A 14,913-nucleotide genomic window follows, 5' to 3' on the forward strand; every position below is an offset into this window, starting at 1 on the left:
TCGAGAATAACTAAAACTGAGAAGAGCTTATGTTAAGCGCCTTCTCAGTTCAGTCAGCTATTACAATCATGCATTATAGCCATAAAATAATAAATTGTGTCACAGACACTTATCAAATACATATCGTATTAGTCATTCAATTTTCTTAATGCTGAAACGATTTCACGTTTAGAATCTTCAACTTCAGAAGTTTGTTTAATGACCTTGGCTGGTGTACCAGCAACAACTGCACCAGCTGGAACGTCTTGAGTGACAATAGCACCAGCAGCAACAATTGCACCTTCACCAACATGAACTCCTTCTAAGATAACCGCATTCGCACCGATTAACACATTATCATCAATGATTACTGGAGAGGCGCTAGGGGGTTCAATAACACCTGCTAACACAGCGCCAGCACCTACATGTACATTTTTACCAGTTGTAGCACGACCACCGAGTGTTGCATTCATATCAATCATAGTGCCTTCGCCAACAACTGCACCAATATTTATCGTTGCACCCATCATTACAACAGCGCCATCTTTGATAATTGCTTGTTCTCGAATGAATGCACCTGGCTCAATACGTGCATTCGTATTCGTTAAATCTTTAAGCGGAATAGCTGAATTTCGTCGATCCATTTCAATTTCTAACTCCGTAATTACAGATTGATTTGTTTCATAGAATGTCTTCCAATCATCTGCTTCACAAAATATAACTTTAGAATCGTCAGAACCAAATACTTTAAAAGATTCTGGGAAGGTAACACCATCAAAATGTCCATTGGCATATACTTTTAATGGTGTAGATTTTTTAGCATCACTGATATATTGAATAATTTCTTCAGCTGATAAGTGTTGTACCATAATTGAACTCTCCTTAATAATAGATAGAATTTTATATTTTATAAGTTATCAAACGTGTAATAACCATTAGATTGATTTATTAATTTTTCTGCGGCAGTAATGGCACCGTTAGCAAAGATATCCTTTGACTGTGCTTTATGCGAAATTGTAATGGTTTCGTCTATTCCAGCAAATAACACGTCATGTTCACCAACTATTGTGCCACCTCGAATAGAGTGAATACCAATTTCATCTTTACTGCGTTGTTCAGTGCGCTCATGACGATCATATACAGGTGTACTGTTTTGACGTAAGTCTTTGATGACGTCATATAATTTAACTAATGTGCCACTAGGGGCATCTACTTTTTTATTATGATGTGCTTCAGTCAACTCAATATCAAAATCTTGTAAAAGCGGTACTGCAGCTTCTAATATTTTAGTTAATGCATGCACACCATAACTCATATTTGCACTAAAGAAGACAGGCATGCTTTGACCTAATTCATTTAACTTTTCAACTATTTTTTCCTTTTCACCAGTAGTAGCTACCACTAAAGGCAATTGAAACGGCTCATCAAGTAGAGGTAATAATAGATTAGGATTTGAAAAGTCTATGGCCACATCCGCTTCATTTTGCGCATCAGCAATATGACTGTAATGCGTATATGGCGTTGTTTCATTGTTTTGTGGCTCTATAACACCTATAATTTCATGACCTTTGTCTTCTGCCAAACGTGCCACTCTCTGATTCATTGCACCATAACCGATAAGTAATATTTTCATTAAAGTTCACCTGCTTTAAATTGTTGAAATGCGTCAATTAATACTTTAGCATCTTCTACTTCTAAAGGAATCAGTGGTAAACGTAATTCATAATCTCCGAATCCTAGATAACTCGTTAACGCTTTAATCGGAATAGGGTTAACATCTACAGATAATGCACCCAATAATTTACCAATCGGTTCAAAATCTTTTGAAATATCTTCTCCACGTTGTTTCGCATCGTATAATGCTTGGAATTCTCTAGGAATAGCGTTACCAATAACCGATATAACACCATTGCCACCTCTATTATAAAAGTCAACAACATTGTCATCATTACCGCTGTACAATGCAAAAGTTTCTTGATCAATGCGACGTTTTACATCTTCATAATAATCAAAATCATTTGTAGCATCTTTAATTGCAACAATGTATTGATTATGGCTTAATGTTTCAACCGTTTCTGGTTCAATCGTCATATTTGTTCGAGAAGGTACATTATAAAGTACTACAGGCAATTTAACTTCATTTGCAATTGTTTCAAAGTGTTTAATTAAACCACGTTGATTCGTTTTGTTGTAGTAGGGTGTAATTAGCATAATTGCATCCGCACCAAGTGCTTTTGCGCGTAGTGATGCTTGAATAGATTTGGCAGTATTATTAGTACCTGTACCTGCGATAATTGTCACACGATGATTGACTTGTTGAATCACTGATTCTAGAATATGCGCTTTCTCTTCTTCAGTTAAAGTAGGGCTTTCAGCTGTAGTTCCATTTACAATAATGGCTTTTACACCATTTTCTAAAAGGAAGTCTACGTGTCTCTCTAATGCATTATAATCAACTTCATTATTTTTGAAAGGGGTAGCAAGTGCTACACCTACACCTTCGAATAAATGTGGCATATTATCTAGCTCCTTTTAAATTGATTACTTGCTCTAATACTTGCACGGCATTCAAGGCTGCACCTTTCAATAAATTGTCTGACGTACACCATACGTGGAACGTATTATCCAATGAGTCATCTCTACGAATACGACCAACAAACACGTCATCTTTACCAGTAGAAGTAAGTGCCTGAGGATACTCATTATTGTCAGGATTATCAACTAATACAACACGATCATCTTTATCGAATAACGCTTTAATGTCTTGTACAGTTGCTTCTTTATCAAGCGTAACGTCAATCTCAACACTATGGCTATCTTGTACCGGAACGCGGGCACATGTAGCTGTGACTTTTAAATCTGGTTCATGTAAAATTTTGCGTGTTTCATCAATCATTTTTTGTTCTTCTTTTGTATATCCATTTTCTAAAAACACATCGATATGAGGTAACACATTATTGTAAATAGGGTGTGGATATGCTTCTGGTTCTTTCCCATTTGCACCTTCTGCTAAATCTCGTTTACCTTTAATACCAGAGCCCGAAACTGCTTGATACGTAGTATATGCCACACGTTTTAAACCAAATTGATCTTGTAACACTTTTAATGGCACTACCGATTGAATTGTTGAACAGTTAGGATTGGCAATAATACCACGTTTGAATTCTGGTTGATTAACTTCAGGTACAATTAAATCTACATCCTCAGTCATTCGCCATTGGCTTGAATTATCAATAACGATTGCACCAGCTTTTTCAAAAATAGGGCCGAATTGTGCACTTGTACCGCCACCAGCACTCATCAAAACATAGTCAAAGTGGGCACTAGCTGCATCTTCTGTTAGTTCTTGAACAACATATGTTTGACCTTGAAATTCAACTTCTTTCCCCGCAGATCTTGCAGATGAGAATAAGACCAATTCGTCAAATTGAATGTGTTTACGATCAATAGTTTCTAACATTTTTGTTCCAACTAATCCTGTTGCTCCAACCACTGCTAATTTTGTCATAATTTATCACTCCAATAATATTTGTTTGAATTTTCCTAAAATTTAACTTAAATGTTATATGAATTATATATCAAATGCCTCGTATAATCGCTCTACGGCTTTTTCGCCATTTTCAGCGTCAATGACATATGAAATACTGATTTCTGAAGTTGTTGTTTGATAAAAAGGGATGTTGGCGTTAATTAGTGTAATAAACGCTCTGGATGCTACGCCTGACATATCTCTCATGCCTGAACCAATTAATGAAATTTTGACGTAAGCTTCATTAATTTTATAATCTAAAGCTTCAAATTGAGCGGAAAGCCCACTTAAAATATGTGAAATTTGATGCACATCACTATCTTTAATCGTAAACGATAATTGTAGCCCTTCGATGTTAACGATTTGCGATATCATATCTACATTAACTGAGCCATCTTCTAACGCTGTAAACAATTGCGTTAACAAACGATTGTCAGGTAGGGGGTAGCTTATCGTTACATGCATCATATGTTTATCTAAAGCGACGCCCGTGACTGCTTTCTTTTCTAAAATTTCTGTTCTTGGCATAATCCACGTTCCTTTCACATTTGATAGTGTTCTTCCCAAATACAATGGTATATCGTAATTCTTGGCAAGCTCAACACTACGGGTTTCAAGTACACCTGCACCAAGTGCACTCATTTCCATCATTTCTTCGTAAGATACATAATCTAAGCGCTTTGCTCTACTAAGAACTCTTGGATCGGTTGCATAGACACCATCAACATCTGTATATATTTCACAAGGTATTTGATTACTTGCTGCTAAGGCAACTGCCGTTGTATCAGAACCACCGCGACCTAAAGTTGTAAGTTCTAACTCATCATTGATACCTTGAAAGCCTGCTACGACTAAAATGTCGTTATTTTGAAAAGCTTGATCAAAGGTTTTTGAATCAATTTCTGCAATTCTGCTTTTCAAATGATGACCAACCGTTTTAATACCTGCTTGATAACCAGTCATGGCTCTAGCAGTCACGCCGATATCATTTAACACCATTGATAAATAGGATACCGTTTGTTGTTCACCAGTAGTAAGTAACAGTGCAAGTTCTTCATCTTTAGGTGTCGCAGTCAAATGGAAGACATTATCCATTAGTTGATCTGTTGTTTTCCCCATAGCACTGACTACTACAATTAATTGTTCACCTTCGTCTACTCGACGTTTCAGCATTTTAGCTATATTTTTTATTTTTGTAAAATCAGCAACGGATGAACCGCCAAATTTCAAAACACTTCGTTTCAATACGATACCTCCTACAGATTAGGGGAGGCACACGTTATAAAAAAAGAGCAAGTTCGGAATGCTCGAACTTGCTCATAATTTATATACAAGTGATGCACTCCATTATTTTTAAATAATGACAAACTCTCAGCTCTTAACCACAAAGTCCAACAAATCATACCTGCGATTATGATTCATTTCGGCATCGCACCCTTTCTATATTAGCTGTTGCAGACAGTGTATCTAATATATACTAATGATTGATGCGCCTCATCAATTTCTTATTCAATTGCTATGTTTTATATTATACATATGGCAATTGTGTCTGTAAACCGATAATTGTGATTTTTTGAAATAGACTGAAAAATTAAAGGCTATTTTTCATCATGAAGGTAAATATGAATTAAAAGTGAAAAATTTCGGTGTTGAGACCTTTATTCAGTATAAAAAATTAAGGTTGAGACACAAAGTCATCCTTTTCTAGAACTTAATCGACGTGTTCTAAATGATATACTTTAATCTCAACCTTATTTTAAATTATAAATTTATTTTTGTAATACACCAATTTCTTGTAAATATTCTTCATAAGGGACTTCTTTAGATAAACCGCCTGGTTGATTTAGATCAATGACACGGTTTGCAATCGTATTGATGAATTCAAAGTCATATGACGTAAAGATGATTGAACCTTTAAATGAAGCAAGACCATCATTTACTGCTGTAATACTTTCTAAATCAAGATGGTTCGTAGGTTCATCCAATAGTAAAACGTTCGCACTTGAAAGCATCATTTTACTTAACATACAGCGAACTTTTTCACCACCAGAAAGTACACTCGCTTTCTTTTTAACTTCCTCACCACTAAATAACATACGTCCTAAGAATCCACGTAAGAACGTTTCAGTTTGTTCATCTTCAGGCGCATATTGACGTAACCAATCTACTAAATTCATGTCTATACCTTCAAAGAATTCTGAGTTATCTTTAGGGAAGTAACTTAATGATGTCGTTACACCCCATTTAAATGTACCTTCATCTGGCTCCATTTCACCAGCTAAAATTTTCAATAGTGTTGTTTTAGCAATTTCACTATCTCCAATTAATATTGCTTTATCATTTGGATTCATAGTGAATGAGATATTATCAAGTACTTTTTCACCATCAATCGTTTTAGATAGGCCTTGTACGGTTAATAAATCATTTCCAATTTCACGTTCTGGCGTGAACTTAACATATGGATAACGTCTTGAAGAAGGTTGAATATCATCTAATTCAATTTTCTCCAATTGTTTTTTACGACTTGTCGCTTGTTTAGATTTAGAAGCATTTGCTGAGAAACGTGCAATAAAGTCTTGTAATTCTTTAATTTTTTCTTCTTTTTTCTTGTTTTGCTCTTGAGCCATTTTTTGAGCTAATTGACTTGATTGATACCAGAAATCATAGTTACCTACATATAATTTAATCTTACCGAAATCTAAATCAGCAATATGTGTACACACATTATTTAAAAAGTGACGGTCATGTGATACAACAATGACTGTATTATCGAAATTAATTAAGAAATCTTCTAACCAACTAATAGCAGGAATATCTAAACCATTGGTAGGCTCATCGAGTAGAAGTACATCTGGTTCACCAAATAAACTTTGAGCTAATAAAACTTTCACTTTTTGATTATTTTCTAATTCAGACATTTGTTTATCATGTAATTCAGTAGCGATACCTAAACCTGAAAGTAGGGAAGCAGCATCCGCTTCTGCATTCCAACCATTCATTTCAGCGAATTCACCTTCAAGTTCAGCAGCACGGATACCATCTTCATCGCTGAAATCCGGTTTCATATAAATGGCATCTTTTTCTTTCATTACTTCATACAAACGTTCATGACCTTTGATAACGACGTCTAATACACGTTCATCTTCATAAGCGAAGTGATCTTGTTTTAAAACAGCCAAACGTTCATCTTTACCCATTGAAACGTGTCCTGTTTGAGAATCAATTTCTCCTGATAAAATTTTTAAAAACGTTGATTTACCAGCACCATTGGCACCAATAAGTCCATAACAATTACCTTCAGTAAATTTAATATTTACATCTTCAAATAGTTTACGATCGCCGAAACGTAAACTTACATCAGTTACTTGTAGCATGCATTTACTCCTTTATTTATCGTTTATCTAACGCAAAAATTATATCATATTCTGTATAGAGTTTCGACCTAATGTAAATGTAAACGTGTGAATGCTTGTTTTTACTATGCATGTTATAATGATGTAGAATACAAACCCTTGAAGGAGAATATTATGGCATTAGATAAAGATATCGTTGGTTCAATTGAATTTTTAGAAGTCATTGGTTTAGAAGGTTCTACATACCTTTTAAAAGGTCCAAATGGTGAACAAGTAAAATTAAATCAATCAGAAATCAATGATGAAGATGAATTAGAAACAGGTGAAGAATACAGTTTCTTCATCTATCCAAACCGTTCTGGAGAATTATTTGCAACTCAAAATATGCCGGACATTACGAAAGACAAATATGATTTTGCCAAAGTGTTAAAAACAGACCGTGATGGTGCACGTGTAGATGTTGGTTTACCAAGAGAAGTACTTATTCCTTGGGAAGATTTACCGAAAGTGAAATCATTATGGCCTCAAACTGGAGATTATGTACTCGTTACATTACGTATCGATAGAGAAAATCAAATGTTTGCGCGCCTGGCTAGTGAAACAATCGTAGAAAAAATGTTTACGCCAGTTTATGATGACGAAAAACAAAATGAACTTATTAAAGCAAGACCATATCGATTATTAAGAATAGGAAGTTTCTTGCTATCAAATGATGGCTATAAAATCTTTGTACATGAATCAGAACGTAAAGAAGAGCCACGTTTAGGAGAAGAAGTAGAAGTACGGATTATTGGTCATAACGATAAAGGTGAACTAAATGGTTCATTTTTACCTCTAGCTCATGAACGTCTTGATGATGATGGTCAAGTAATATTTAATTTATTAGTCGAATACGAAGGTGAATTACCTTTTTGGGATAAATCAAGCCCAGAAGCAATCAAAGAAGTATTCAACATGAGTAAAGGTTCATTCAAACGTGCCATTGGTCACTTATACAAACATAAAATTATCAATATTGAAACAGGTAAAATTTCTTTAACTAAAAAAGGTTGGAGTCGTGTAGAAAAAGATTAATCATCTCGATTCAAACATTTTCCTTCTATTTAAATAGTGCTTTTAATACGCTATGTCATTTCAAGAAATTTTTCTGACCGCTAGTCATACTTGTGGGGCTGGACGATGAATTCGATAAGAATTCTCTCCAGCCCCTTTTTTTATTTTCATAGACAATCTTTATGCTTAGTAATAATTTTTCTATAATCTTAACAAAAAATTTACATTTAAACCATTTTGTATTAACAAAAGGTATGTAATATAAGGACTGTAAGAAATACATATAACATTTTGGGTTATCTATTAGGAGGATATTTCAATGAAAAAATGGCAATTAGTTGGTACAACTGTTTTAGGCGCTTCGGTATTATTAGGCGCATGTGGCGGTGGAGATAGCAGTGGAAGTGGTTCTGGAGATGGCAAAGACCTTAAAGGTGAAGCTAAAGGTGAAGGTTCATCAACAGTAGCTCCTATCGTTGAAAAATTAAACGAAAAATGGGCTAAAGATCATCCAAACGCTACTATTTCATCTGGTCAAGCAGGTACTGGTGCTGGTTTTGAAAAATTCATCGCTGGCGAAACTGATTTCTCACAAGCTTCTAGACCTATTAAAGATGAAGAAAAACAAAAATTAGAAGACAAAGATATTAAATATAAAGAATACAAAATTGCACAAGATGGTGTAACAGTTGCTGTAAACAAAGATAACGACTTCGTTAAAGAATTATCTAAAGATCAATTGAAAAAAATCTACAGTGGCGAAGCTAAAACTTGGAAAGATGTAAATTCAAGCTGGCCTGATAAAGAAATCAAAGCATTCTCTCCAAACTCAAGTCATGGTACTTATGACTTCTTCGAAGAGGAAGTAATGAACAAAGAAGATATCAAAGCTGAGAAAAACGGAGATACTAACGTAATTGTTCAATCAGTTGAGAAAAACAAAGAGGGTATCGGTTACTTCGGTTATAACTTCTACGAACAAAACAAAGATAAATTAAAAGAAGTTAAAATCAAAGACGATGAAGGCAAAACTACTGAACCAACTAAAGAAACAATCAAAGACGGTTCATATGCTTTAAGTAGACCATTATACTTATATGTTAAAGAAAAATCATTAAAAGATAATGACGTAATGAGAGAATTCATCAAATTCACATTAGAAGACAAAGGTAAATCTGCTGAAGATGCTGGTTATGTAGCTTCACCAGAAAAAGTTTACAAAGATGAACTTAAAAGCTTAGAAAAATATGATAAAAAATCAGATAAATAATAATCATTATTAATAACAAAGGGCTGGGAATTATTCAAGGGGTATTACAAGGTAGCAACTCTGCTACCTTGTTCTCGAATATATGGGTGATTGTTAAAATGTTTTAAGGTTAATTTGAACTCATTGTTTACCTGATAATTTCTAGCGCTTTTTTAAATTTATTGGGAGAAAAAGAGAGGGTTATATATGGCATCGGAAACTAATGTTAGAGACTTGATAGCTAAAAATAACGCTAAAAAGGGCGGTTTTAGTGATAAAATCGTACCCATTATTTTAGGTATTATAGCTGCAATCTCAATTTTAACTACAATCGGTATTCTATTCACTTTGATAACTGAAACAATAACATTCTTCACACGCGTATCTATCGTTGAATTCCTATTCACTAAAGACTGGAACCCAACAGGTTCTGATCCTAAATATGGTATCTGGGCACTTGTAATTGGTACTTTAAAAATTACAGTTATCGCAACGATCGTCGCAGTACCTATCGGATTAGGCGCAGCTATTTATTTAAGTGAATATGCAAGTGACAAAGCACGACGTATTATTAAACCAATTCTTGAAATCTTGGCAGGTATTCCAACAATTGTATTTGGTTTCTTCGCTTTAACGTTTGTAACACCTGTTTTAAGAACGTTTATTCCAGCGCTTGATAGTTTTAACTCTGTCAGCCCAGGAATTGTAGTAGGTATTATGATTGTTCCTGTCATTACAAGTATGAGTGAAGATGCTATGGCATCTGTACCTAATAAAATTCGTGAGGGTGCTTACGGTTTAGGATCAACTAAATTCGAAGTTGCTACAAAAGTAGTATTACCAGCTGCAGCCTCTGGTGTCGTAGCTTCAATCGTTCTAGGTATCTCTAGAGCCATCGGTGAAACAATGATCGTATCATTAGCCGCTGGTAGTTCACCTACAGCATCACTAAACTTAACAAGTTCAATTCAAACAATGACTGGTTATATCGTAGAAGTTGCAACTGGTGATGCTACATTCGGTTCAGATATGTACTACAGTATTTATGCCGTTGGTTTCACGTTGTTTATCTTCACGTTAATAATGAACTTAATTTCTTATTGGATTTCGAAACGCTTCAGAGAGGAGTATTAATATGACAGCTACTACAAATCCTAAAGCAAAAACATTAATAGACCAAAATAAAGTAGAAAAAAATATTTCAAGTCGTGGCAAAACGAACAAGCTAAATAAATGGTTATTCTTTTCATGTATCGTCATCGCTTTAATTGTACTTGCAGCTTTATTAATTCAAACATTTGTTAAAGGTATTGGTTATCTTACACCAGATTTCTTTACAAGTTTCTCTTCTTCTACACCTTCACAAGCAGGTATTAAAGGTGCATTAGCAGGAACAATTTGGTTAATGGTAAGTATTATCCCAATCTCTATGATTTTAGGTGTTGGTACGGCAATTTATTTAGAAGAATATGCGAAAGACAATTTCTTTACGAGCTTCGTTAAAATTAGCATTTCTAACTTAGCCGGTGTACCTTCAATCGTATTTGGTTTACTAGGATTAACATTGTTCGTTCGTGGTGGCGGTATTCAAGCACTTGCTTTAGGTAATAGTGTTATCGCTGCAGCCTTAACAATGTCATTACTTATTTTACCTATTATTATCGTTTCAAGTCAGGAAGCAATCAGAGCTGTTCCAAACTCTGTTCGTGAAGCTTCATACGGCTTAGGCGCAAACAAATGGCAAACCATTAGACGTGTTGTATTACCTGCAGCACTACCTGGTATCTTAACTGGTTTCATTCTATCTTTATCTCGTGCACTGGGTGAAACAGCACCATTAATCTTAATTGGTATACCAACGATTCTATTAGCAACACCAACAAGTATTATGTCTATGTTTACAGCATTACCAACGCAAATTTACACTTGGGCTAAAATGCCTCAAGCTGAATTCCAAAATGTTGCATCAGCAGCAATTATCGTATTACTAGTCATCTTATTATTGATGAACGCAGTAGCCATTTTCTTACGTAACAAGTTCTCTAGAAAATATTAATCCATTCATATACATCATTCATTAGGGAGTGAAGATTGAAGCGACAATGACATGTTTATAATCGTGCATCATTATCGTTTCAATCTTACAGATATAAAGGAGTTTTTAATTATGGCAAATACAAATGTTAAAGAGAAAGAATTAGCACAACATACAAATCGATCTCAAGACTCAATTTCAACAGTTGTTTCATCAAATGAAGTGAAACATAATAACGAAACTGATACGAATAAAAAAGTAGTTTATTCAACACAAAACTTAGATTTATGGTATGGCGATACACATGCTTTACAAAATATCAATTTAGATATTTTAGAAAACAATGTAACAGCAATTATTGGACCATCTGGTTGTGGTAAATCAACATACATCAAAACATTAAATCGTATGGTAGAATTAGTACCTTCAGTCAAAACTGCTGGTAAAATTCTTTACCGTGATCAAAATATCTTTGACGAAAATTATTCTAAAGAAAAATTAAGAACGAATGTTGGTATGGTGTTCCAACAACCAAACCCATTCCCAAAATCAATTTATGATAACATTACTTATGGCCCTAAAACACACGGTATTAAAGATAAGAAACTATTAGATGAAATCGTAGAAAAATCTTTACGTGGCGCTGCAATTTGGGATGAATTAAAAGATAGATTACACACAAATGCATATGGTTTGTCTGGTGGTCAACAACAACGTGTTTGTATCGCTAGATGTTTAGCAATTGAACCAGATGTCATTTTAATGGACGAACCTACATCTGCACTTGACCCAATTTCTACTTTAAGAGTTGAGGAATTGGTTCAAGAATTAAAAGAAAATTATTCAATTATTATGGTTACACACAACATGCAACAAGCTGCACGTGTATCAGATAAAACTGCATTCTTCCTTAATGGGTACGTTAACGAATATGACGACACTGATAAAATCTTCTCTAATCCTTCTGATAAACAAACAGAAGATTACATCTCAGGACGTTTCGGTTAATATTCGACTATGATGACCATTATTAGACAGAAATACGAAGGTCAATTGGGTGACTTAATTAAAGATATTCGTCACCTTGGTCTTCGTGTTTATTTTAATCTAGAACATGCTTTAGTGTCGTTAAGTGAAGAAGATAAAAATTATGCAAGAAAAGTAATTGAAAATGATAAAACGATTAATCATTTAGACTATGAAATTAATGAAAAAGTGATTATGCTCATCACTAAGCAACAACCTATTGCAACTGATTTAAGAATGATGATGGCAGCTTTAAAAATTTCCACAGACTTTGAGCGAATGGGTGATAATGCAGCACATATCGCGCATATTAGACTCCGAGTAAAGATTACGGATCATTATGTGTTAACGCGTTTAAAAACGATGGGGAAATTGGCAATGCTAATGTTGCAAGACCTTAACACCGCAACAAAGGAAGAAGATATCACATTGATTAAAGAAGTGATTGAACGTGATAAAGACATTGATGATCTTTATGCCAATATTGTTAACACGACTTATCTAATCGATAACGATCCTTTTGTAGCCGGACAAGCACACCTTGCAGCTCGAAACCTTGAAAGAGTCGGGGACCACGTTAGAAATATAGCAGAAAGTATTTATTATTTCTATACTGGTGAACATTACGATAAATAACATAGAATTATTCCTAAATGAAATAACCCAAATTAAGTAAATAAACCCTGATAATAACTAGTTGAATCAGTTATTATCAGGGTTTTTAAAATTAATCAACAAACGTAATGACTTAACCTTGTTGTTCAATTTCATCTGTTAATTGTTCCGCTTCGTTTACTAAGTCAGAAATGTATTTGATTGTTGCTTTAAGTGGGGCATCTGTTGTAATATCAACACCTGCAATTTTTGCTAAAGCAATAGGTGATTGGCTTCCACCTGCTTGTAATGTTTTTAACCATGCATCTACTGCCGGTTGACCTTCTTGCTTAATTTTTTGCGAAACAACTGTACCAATGGTTAACCCTGCAGAGTATGTGTATGAGTACAATCCCATATAGTAGTGGGGTTGGCGCATCCAAGTTAATTCCGAACCATCTGTTAACTCAACAGCGTCACCAAAGAATTGTTCATAAACATCTTGCATGATATGGTTGAGTACTGGCGCTGTTAGTGATTCACCATTATCCACTTTGCGGTATACTTCACGTTGATATGCAGCTTCTAATAAGTGAGTAACCATATTATGATAATACGTACGTGATAATATTGAACCAATGACCCAACGTTTAAATTTAGGGTCTTCACTATTACTGAATAAATAATTAGCCATTAACATTTCATTCATAGTAGATGGTGCTTCAACGAAATACATTGATGCTTCAGAATCTAACAAGTGTTGATGTTGCTGTGCTAAAGTGAAATGTCCTGCATGACCTAATTCGTGTGCTAAGACAAATGTTTCAGTCATTTTACCTGTCCAAGAAATAAATACATATGAATGTGTAGCATATGGACTAGCACAATAAGCACCTGTATCTTTCCCTTTATTCTGTGCAAAATCAATCCAGCGTTGATTATAAGCATGTTCCACCATTTGAATATAGTCATCACCAAGTACCTTTAGTGCACCATGAATATATTGTTTAGAATCTTCTATTGATATTTCAGGCTCATAACTTGGATCAACAGATACTTTTAAATCTTCGAAGCGCATTTTGTCTAGCTTATGAATACGTTGTAATAGTTTAGCGTATTTCTGCATTACTGGCGCTAAATCACTCATAATTACGTCAATCTGTCTGTCATACATTTCTCGTGTAACTTCTTGATCATGTAATAAGTAGTCAATGACAGAATCATAACCTCTTAAATCTGCTTCTATTTTTTCTTGTTGCACATGTTGGTTATATGTCGCAGCAGTTGTATGTTGATATTTCTTTAATGCGTTACTAAAGCTTTTGAAACTTTTACGTCTAAATTCAGGATCAGCATTATCTTCATATTCATTTTCAAATGTAGCGTAATCCATAGGGTATGTCACATTATTATGTTCAAATGATTCAAAGGCAATGTCTAACATTTTCGTAGTGCCATATAATTCATAGGCACTTTGGAAAGTAGGTGACAAGCTAGCCAATACTTGCTCAACTTCTGGAGATAATTGATATGGTTTGCTTTCAATTAATTTTTCTAAGTAGTGTGGCACATCAGATTCAGCTATTGCTTGTTTAATCACATCCTCAGGTAGTAATACTATTTCTGATTCTACAAAGGATAACTGACTTGAAATTTTTCCATAATTTGTTGATAATTTAGCACTTAATGTTTGTGCCTCTGTGTTTGCTGTATCGACACTTAGTCGTAATTCTGCATAATTGCCTAGACGATCAAGCTGAATAAGGATATTTTCAAATTCAGTCAACACTTTTCTAATCATTGTAGCATCAGTAATTTTACCTTTGTATTGTTGGTTAAATGATTTTGATTGGTTAAGGACATTATCTAACGTTTCATAAAAATGTGCGTCACTTTCAAATAAATCATTTAAATTCCATTTTTCTGATTCTGAGACATCTTTTCTAAATGGTAAACCTGACGTCATATATTTCACTCCCTCAATTATTTTTCACAACTATTATACACAATATTATTTTCAAACTCATTATTAAGCCTTAAGGCCGAGTTAAACTCGTAAGCAAAGATGTATGATTTAATTACGTATTATTGTATA

The 14,913-nt window shown here is 34.3% G+C and carries 13 protein-coding genes and 1 riboswitch; of the genes, 6 read left to right on the forward strand and 7 right to left on the reverse strand.

All coding sequences use genetic code 11. The annotated features are described in order from the left end of the window. Nucleotides 1-128: 128 nt before the first annotated feature. The 6 genes from dapD to KA909_RS06165 all read right to left on the reverse strand — a co-directional run bounded on the left by dapD (nucleotide 129) and on the right by KA909_RS06165 (nucleotide 6,882). Nucleotides 129-848 (reverse strand): 2,3,4,5-tetrahydropyridine-2,6-dicarboxylate N-acetyltransferase, encoded by a 720-nt coding sequence (dapD, locus tag KA909_RS06140; protein ID WP_075108470.1) that lies wholly within the window; start codon nucleotides 846-848, stop codon nucleotides 129-131. A 38-nt stretch (nucleotides 849-886) separates the two neighbouring features. Further along, the gene (dapB, locus tag KA909_RS06145; protein ID WP_075108469.1) at nucleotides 887-1,612 is read right to left on the reverse strand and encodes a 4-hydroxy-tetrahydrodipicolinate reductase; all 726 of its coding nucleotides are present in this window, start codon (nucleotides 1,610-1,612) and stop codon (nucleotides 887-889) included. Further along, the gene (dapA, locus tag KA909_RS06150) at nucleotides 1,612-2,496 is read right to left on the reverse strand and encodes a 4-hydroxy-tetrahydrodipicolinate synthase (protein WP_107629664.1); all 885 of its coding nucleotides are present in this window, start codon (nucleotides 2,494-2,496) and stop codon (nucleotides 1,612-1,614) included. The genes dapB and dapA overlap by 1 nt, the downstream gene beginning before the upstream one ends. A gap of 1 nt (nucleotide 2,497) precedes the next feature. Next, on the reverse strand, nucleotides 2,498-3,487 hold the full coding sequence (locus KA909_RS06155; protein ID WP_210130047.1) for an aspartate-semialdehyde dehydrogenase: 990 nt from the start codon (nucleotides 3,485-3,487) through the stop codon (nucleotides 2,498-2,500). A gap of 63 nt (nucleotides 3,488-3,550) precedes the next feature. Continuing rightward, complete coding sequence (locus tag KA909_RS06160) at nucleotides 3,551-4,753, reverse strand: aspartate kinase (RefSeq protein ID WP_070855598.1); 1,203 nt, start codon at nucleotides 4,751-4,753, stop codon at nucleotides 3,551-3,553. Nucleotides 4,754-4,837: 84 nt separating this feature from the next. Continuing rightward, a riboswitch (Lysine riboswitch) is annotated at nucleotides 4,838-5,014 on the reverse strand. 263 nt (nucleotides 5,015-5,277) lie between these two features. Next, complete coding sequence (locus tag KA909_RS06165) at nucleotides 5,278-6,882, reverse strand: ABC-F family ATP-binding cassette domain-containing protein (RefSeq protein WP_193839357.1); 1,605 nt, start codon at nucleotides 6,880-6,882, stop codon at nucleotides 5,278-5,280. 153 nt (nucleotides 6,883-7,035) lie between these two features. On the opposite strand from KA909_RS06165, the gene cvfB reads away from it, so the two are divergent. The 6 genes from cvfB (at nucleotide 7,036) to phoU (ending at nucleotide 12,860) form a co-directional block, all read left to right on the forward strand. Beyond that, nucleotides 7,036-7,935, forward strand: a complete 900-nt coding sequence (gene cvfB, locus KA909_RS06170; RefSeq protein ID WP_210130048.1) for a CvfB family protein — start codon at nucleotides 7,036-7,038, stop codon at nucleotides 7,933-7,935. A gap of 298 nt (nucleotides 7,936-8,233) precedes the next feature. After that, a complete protein-coding gene (locus tag KA909_RS06175; protein WP_070855596.1) occupies nucleotides 8,234-9,184 on the forward strand; it encodes a PstS family phosphate ABC transporter substrate-binding protein in 951 nt (316 codons plus the stop codon). A 186-nt stretch (nucleotides 9,185-9,370) separates the two neighbouring features. Beyond that, nucleotides 9,371-10,297, forward strand: a complete 927-nt coding sequence (gene pstC / locus KA909_RS06180; protein ID WP_053030923.1) for a phosphate ABC transporter permease subunit PstC — start codon at nucleotides 9,371-9,373, stop codon at nucleotides 10,295-10,297. A 1-nt stretch (nucleotide 10,298) separates the two neighbouring features. Continuing rightward, on the forward strand, nucleotides 10,299-11,219 hold the full coding sequence (gene pstA / locus KA909_RS06185; protein ID WP_075108465.1) for a phosphate ABC transporter permease PstA: 921 nt from the start codon (nucleotides 10,299-10,301) through the stop codon (nucleotides 11,217-11,219). A 111-nt stretch (nucleotides 11,220-11,330) separates the two neighbouring features. Continuing rightward, the gene (gene pstB / locus KA909_RS06190) at nucleotides 11,331-12,206 is read left to right on the forward strand and encodes a phosphate ABC transporter ATP-binding protein PstB (protein ID WP_053030927.1); all 876 of its coding nucleotides are present in this window, start codon (nucleotides 11,331-11,333) and stop codon (nucleotides 12,204-12,206) included. Nucleotides 12,207-12,218: 12 nt separating this feature from the next. Then, the gene (gene phoU / locus KA909_RS06195) at nucleotides 12,219-12,860 is read left to right on the forward strand and encodes a phosphate signaling complex protein PhoU (RefSeq protein WP_053030929.1); all 642 of its coding nucleotides are present in this window, start codon (nucleotides 12,219-12,221) and stop codon (nucleotides 12,858-12,860) included. Nucleotides 12,861-12,972: 112 nt separating this feature from the next. Here phoU and pepF read toward each other — a convergent pair whose 3' ends face one another. Then, nucleotides 12,973-14,784 carry an oligoendopeptidase F gene (gene pepF / locus KA909_RS06200; protein ID WP_210130049.1) on the reverse strand — a complete coding sequence of 604 codons (1,812 nt, stop codon included), beginning with the start codon at nucleotides 14,782-14,784 and terminating at the stop codon, nucleotides 12,973-12,975. Between the last annotated feature and the right edge of the window lie 129 nt (nucleotides 14,785-14,913).

Origin of the sequence: Staphylococcus sp. GDX8P54P (assembly GCF_017893165.1) — a bacterium.
In the GTDB taxonomy this organism is placed as follows: domain Bacteria; phylum Bacillota; class Bacilli; order Staphylococcales; family Staphylococcaceae; genus Staphylococcus; species Staphylococcus borealis.

Excerpts from the sequence above, each read along its gene's own strand:
- KA909_RS06175 (WP_070855596.1), top strand. The coding sequence starts at position 8,234 with ATGAAAAAATGGCAATTAGTTGGTACAACTGTTTTAGGCGCTTCGGTA.
- dapA (WP_107629664.1), bottom strand. The coding sequence starts at position 2,496 with ATGCCACATTTATTCGAAGGTGTAGGTGTAGCACTTGCTACCCCTTTC.
- KA909_RS06165 (WP_193839357.1), bottom strand. The coding sequence starts at position 6,882 with ATGCTACAAGTAACTGATGTAAGTTTACGTTTCGGCGATCGTAAACTA.
- KA909_RS06155 (WP_210130047.1), bottom strand. The coding sequence starts at position 3,487 with ATGACAAAATTAGCAGTGGTTGGAGCAACAGGATTAGTTGGAACAAAA.
- pstC (WP_053030923.1), top strand. The coding sequence starts at position 9,371 with ATGGCATCGGAAACTAATGTTAGAGACTTGATAGCTAAAAATAACGCT.
- dapB (WP_075108469.1), bottom strand. The coding sequence starts at position 1,612 with ATGAAAATATTACTTATCGGTTATGGTGCAATGAATCAGAGAGTGGCA.
- phoU (WP_053030929.1), top strand. The coding sequence starts at position 12,219 with ATGACCATTATTAGACAGAAATACGAAGGTCAATTGGGTGACTTAATT.
- pstA (WP_075108465.1), top strand. The coding sequence starts at position 10,299 with ATGACAGCTACTACAAATCCTAAAGCAAAAACATTAATAGACCAAAAT.
- dapD (WP_075108470.1), bottom strand. The coding sequence starts at position 848 with ATGGTACAACACTTATCAGCTGAAGAAATTATTCAATATATCAGTGAT.
- pepF (WP_210130049.1), bottom strand. The coding sequence starts at position 14,784 with ATGACGTCAGGTTTACCATTTAGAAAAGATGTCTCAGAATCAGAAAAA.
- cvfB (WP_210130048.1), top strand. The coding sequence starts at position 7,036 with ATGGCATTAGATAAAGATATCGTTGGTTCAATTGAATTTTTAGAAGTC.
- pstB (WP_053030927.1), top strand. The coding sequence starts at position 11,331 with ATGGCAAATACAAATGTTAAAGAGAAAGAATTAGCACAACATACAAAT.